This window comes from Shewanella benthica KT99 (genome assembly GCF_000172075.1).
Classification (GTDB): Bacteria; Pseudomonadota; Gammaproteobacteria; order Enterobacterales; family Shewanellaceae; genus Shewanella; species Shewanella benthica_A.
Genome location: NZ_ABIC01000082.1, coordinates 1 through 4,292 on the forward strand (window position 1 = coordinate 1; position 4,292 = coordinate 4,292).

The 4,292-nt window shown below is 44.3% G+C and carries 3 protein-coding genes, 1 tRNA gene and 2 rRNA genes; 5 read left to right on the top strand and 1 reads right to left on the bottom strand.

The features are described 5' to 3' along the window. The 5 genes from KT99_RS19290 to birA all read left to right on the top strand — a co-directional run. Positions 1 to 175, top strand: a 23S ribosomal RNA gene (locus KT99_RS19290); the annotation flags it as partial. Positions 176 to 382: 207 nt separating this feature from the next. Beyond that, positions 383 to 498 (top strand): 5S ribosomal RNA (gene rrf / locus KT99_RS19295). A gap of 105 nt (positions 499 to 603) precedes the next feature. Then, positions 604 to 680, top strand: a tRNA-Asp gene (locus tag KT99_RS19300). 490 nt (positions 681 to 1,170) lie between these two features. Beyond that, on the top strand, positions 1,171 to 2,202 hold the full coding sequence (gene murB, locus KT99_RS19310; RefSeq protein WP_005503625.1) for a UDP-N-acetylmuramate dehydrogenase: 1,032 nt from the start codon (positions 1,171 to 1,173) through the stop codon (positions 2,200 to 2,202). Continuing rightward, positions 2,195 to 3,157, top strand: coding sequence for a bifunctional biotin--[acetyl-CoA-carboxylase] ligase/biotin operon repressor BirA (gene birA, locus KT99_RS19315; protein ID WP_005503627.1), 963 nt, complete (start codon positions 2,195 to 2,197; stop codon positions 3,155 to 3,157). The genes murB and birA overlap by 8 nt, the downstream gene beginning before the upstream one ends. 14 nt (positions 3,158 to 3,171) lie before the next feature. On the opposite strand, the gene coaA is transcribed toward birA, so the two are convergent. Then, positions 3,172 to 4,122 carry a type I pantothenate kinase gene (coaA, locus tag KT99_RS19320; RefSeq protein ID WP_005503629.1) on the bottom strand — a complete coding sequence of 317 codons (951 nt, stop codon included), beginning with the start codon at positions 4,120 to 4,122 and terminating at the stop codon, positions 3,172 to 3,174. Positions 4,123 to 4,292: the final 170 nt, after the last annotated feature.

Below are 4,292 nucleotides of genomic sequence, written 5' to 3' on the forward strand. Positions count from 1 at the left end.
GTTCGGATCGATAACCGCTGAAGCATCTAAGCGGGAAGCGAGTCCTAAGATGAGTCATCCCTAGGGATTTAATTCCTCTAAAGAGCCGTTCGAGACTAGGACGTTGATAGGCAGGGTGTGTAAGTGCTGTGAGGCATTGAGCTACCTGTACTAATGACTCGTGAGGCTTAACCATACAACCCAGATGGGTTTACTCTTGTTAAAAGAGAAGTATGTGGTTAATGAGTGATTACTTTACAAGCACAAAAGAATACCGACTTGATTTAAGTTGAACCAATTATTACTTTTATTTAAAGCTATTTAAAAGACTTTTTAAATAGCCAGCTTTCTAAATTCTTTTACCTTTAGCTTTTTGAAAAGCTGAAAGTAATCGCAAAATTAGTCTGGAAACCATAGCATTGTGGCCCCACCTGAATCCATCTCGAACTCAGAAGTGAAACGCAATTGCGCCGATGGTAGTGTGGGGTCTCCCCATGTGAGAGTAGGTCATTTCCAGGCGCCTATTTAGTTTCCACTTTCTAGAAAGTGAAGACAAAGTTTACTGATAGTGACATATCAGCGACTTAAAAAGAATTTAGCAATATGCGTAAGCACTTTGCTAAAGGAGCGGTAGTTCAGTTGGTTAGAATACCGGCCTGTCACGCCGGGGGTCGCGGGTTCGAGTCCCGTCCGCTCCGCCAACATTACGATAAGCCCTAACAGCAATGTTAGGGCTTTTTCGTGTCTGATTTATGGTACTTATATGTGTCGCGGCCGTCCCGTCCAACAGCATCCATGCTTAAAAGCCCAGTTCGGCATCCAAGCCTCTCGTTCATGAGCTCATCACTGCGTGATATTCACCCGCTAACACAAAGACGAAAGCCTCTACAGCAATGTAGAGGCTTTTTTCGTTTAGGCGTCGCGGACTCTTATAAAAGAAATCGTCCGCCCCAGCTACGCGCTCGAAAGCATGTGACTGACGCCACTCTTGGTTTAACAGAAGTGTTCCTGACATTGTCTTGGCATACACTCCATCCGCTTCTGTCTGTGGATTTTGGCGAAAATAATAATCAGCAGGTGACTATTTGAGTTAAATGATGTTCATAAATCGCGCTGTAGTGTCGAGCCAATTCTTTCTGCTAGCTAAATACGCTACAATGCCGCTTTAATGCTCTCTAGAAGTTTCTATCTATGCCTGCAGTCCCTTATTCATTAAAATCCTACAATACCTTTCAGATTGACCATAGCTGTGTCGAGTTGAGCCATGCCAAATCTAAAGCTGAATTGATTTCTACTTGCTTGGAATTGTATCGAAGTGAGCAAGATTTTTTGGTGCTTGGTGGAGGGAGTAATATTGTACTGACAGATGACTATCTAGGTACCGTAGTTCATGTCGAGACTAAGGGCATAGAGTTTTCCGAGGATGATGAATGCCATTACCTCAGCGTGGCAGCGGGCGAAAATTGGCACGAGTTAGTCGAAACCACTCTTTCAATGTCTATACCAGGCCTCGAGAATTTAGCCTTGATACCCGGGACTGTTGGCGCGGCGCCAATTCAGAATATTGGTGCCTATGGTGTCGAACTGATGCAGGTATGTGATTGGGTAGAGTATCTTGATCTCAGAACCGGTGAATTGAAGCGCTTAGCGACCAATGAGTGTCACTTTAAATATAGAGATTCAATTTTTAAAGGGGATCTGCTCAATTGTGCTGTGATTACCGGGGTTGGACTCAAGCTAAGTAAGCATTGGCAGCCAGTGATATCTTACGGAGCACTGAAGGCGCTTGAGAGAGGAAGTGTGACCGCACAACAGATATTCACTTGTATCTGTAATATGCGAAATACTAAGCTTCCTAACCCTGATGTACTGGGCAATGCGGGAAGTTTCTTTAAGAACCCAGTAGTTTCGCGCGCCGTATTCGATTCCTTAGTTAAAAATCATCCAGGTATAGTTGGGTTTCCGGTGGATGCTGATTCAGTTAAATTGGCTGCTGGCTGGTTAATCGACAGGGCCGGGTTAAAGGGTCTTAAGGTCGGAGGTGCTGCAGTCCATGAGCAGCAAGCCCTGGTTTTGGTTAATATGGGTCATGCGACGGGAACCGATGTCACTAGGTTGGCTAAGAAAGTCATTAGCGCGATAGTGGAGCGATATGGCATTAAATTAGTAGCAGAGCCTAGAATTATTGGTGCAAACGGTGAAAAGGAATTAGCAGATGATTGAACAGTGGCGACGTAAGAGAGATATATTAACGGCATTAGCGGGTGAGCTGTTTGTTTCCGGTGAAGAGCTAGCTAAACAAGCTGGTATATCGAGAACTGCGATTAGTAAGCACATTGACTCCCTCGAAGACTATGGTGTCGAGATATTTAGTGTTAAGGGCAAGGGTTATAAGTTGGCTAATCCGGTTTCTTTGATCGATGAAGATAAATTGACCCACTCACTTAATCACAGGTGCTTCTATTTCGATGAACTACCGAGTACTAATGCCTTTCTGTTGCAACATGTTGATGAATTAACATCTGGTGATATATGTATCGCAGAATATCAATCAGCAGGCCGAGGGCGCCGAGGCCGCAGCTGGGTATCACCCTATGGATGTCATCTGTATTGCTCCATGTATTGGAAGTTGCAACATGGGATGTCTCAGGCTTCAGGGCTCAGCCTGGTAGTTGCTTGCTCACTGGTCAAGGTATTGCAAAGTTTTGGTATCGAAGACTTAGGGGTTAAATGGCCAAACGATATCTATTTGAATAACAAGAAGCTGGCTGGCGTCTTAATTGAGATGAGCGGTCAAGCCGACAGTGAATGTCATCTAGTTGTGGGGATTGGTATTAATATTTCCATGTCTCAGTCTCAGGGAGATAAAATTGATCAAGCTTGGAGTGATCTTTCTGCCAATCCTTCTTGTCCGAGTAAAACCGAATTGGCAATAGCGTTACAAAAACAGTTACATCAAGACTTTTCTACTTTTGAGCGGTTAGGGTTAACGGCCTTCTTAGCACGCTGGCAGGAGGTCGATGTGTTCTTCGGTAAGGAAGTAAAACTCTTGATGGGTGATAACCAGATACAGGGTATCTGTAAAGGAGTAGATGAGTCTGGCGCCATTCTACTCGAAACAGATAACGGCATAAAAGCATTTGTGGGTGGTGAGATTAGCCTGAGAAGCACTAGCTAGTGCTTCTAACGGGACTATTTTCGTAATAGGACCTGACTCATCAGGTGATCATTGCCTTTCTGCAAAATAAGGTGGGCCCGATCTCTGGTGGGTTCAATATTCAATTTAAGATTTGGACCGTTGATGTTATCCCAGATATTGGACGCTATGCTAGTCGCTTCATCATCGTTAAGTTTTGAATAGTGATGGAAGTAAGATTTGTCATCACTAAAGCTGCCTCCTCTAAATTGCAGGAACCTATCTATGTACCATTTCTTCAGTAATGACTCCTCAGCATCGACATAAATTGAGAAATCGACAAAATCAGAAACGAAGGGCTGTTGTATGCCAATTGCGGCATCCTGACTCGTTTGTAGTACATTTAACCCTTCAATAATCAGTATGTCTGGTTGTCTTATGATTTGCTGCTTGTCCATGATGCGGTCATAGCTGATGTGTGAATAGATCGGTGCCCGGACGTGGGGCTCTCCGGCTTTGATTTGAGAAATAAACTTAACTAGCATCTTCATATCATAGCTTTCTGGAAAGCCTTTTCGCTGCAGTAAGCCGCGACGTTTTAGCTCCGCAAGGGGATAAAGAAAACCATCGGTAGTGACAAGATCGACTCTGGGGTGTTCAGGCCATTGGCTCAACAGGGCCTGAAGAATTCGAGCCGTAGTGCTCTTTCCTACGGCGACGCTACCGGCAATACTGATGATATAGGGGCGCTTCGGAGGGATCCTGCCTAAGAACTTGTTGAGAACTAAACCTCGCTTCTGCTTGGCGCCGACAATCAGGTTGAGTAGCCGACTCAGAGGCAGGTAGATATCGGTGACTTCGGTCAGAGAGAGCTTCTCGTTTATGCCGCGTAGTTTCTTGAGTTCAGATTCAATTAGGGTCAAGGGGACCGATTCACGTAACTTGGCCCACTGAGATCTTTGGAATGCAAGATACAGTGCATTATGAATTGGATTTTCTGTTGGCATTGCTTATCTCCCTTTGAGGGAGGAACAGTACACTAACAGTTTAAGATGAACAATATGAAAGCCAGCTTAGATGCCGACTGTTTGACCACTGACTAAAAGGATGTCCAAAAAAACATCTAAAGCCTGTTTTTGTGGACGAAAAAACAACACTCGGAATTTTTTTTAGTTTT

Excerpts from the sequence above, each read along its gene's own strand:
- murB (WP_005503625.1), top strand. The coding sequence starts at position 1,171 with ATGCCTGCAGTCCCTTATTCATTAAAATCCTACAATACCTTTCAGATT.
- birA (WP_005503627.1), top strand. The coding sequence starts at position 2,195 with ATGATTGAACAGTGGCGACGTAAGAGAGATATATTAACGGCATTAGCG.
- coaA (WP_005503629.1), bottom strand. The coding sequence starts at position 4,122 with ATGCCAACAGAAAATCCAATTCATAATGCACTGTATCTTGCATTCCAA.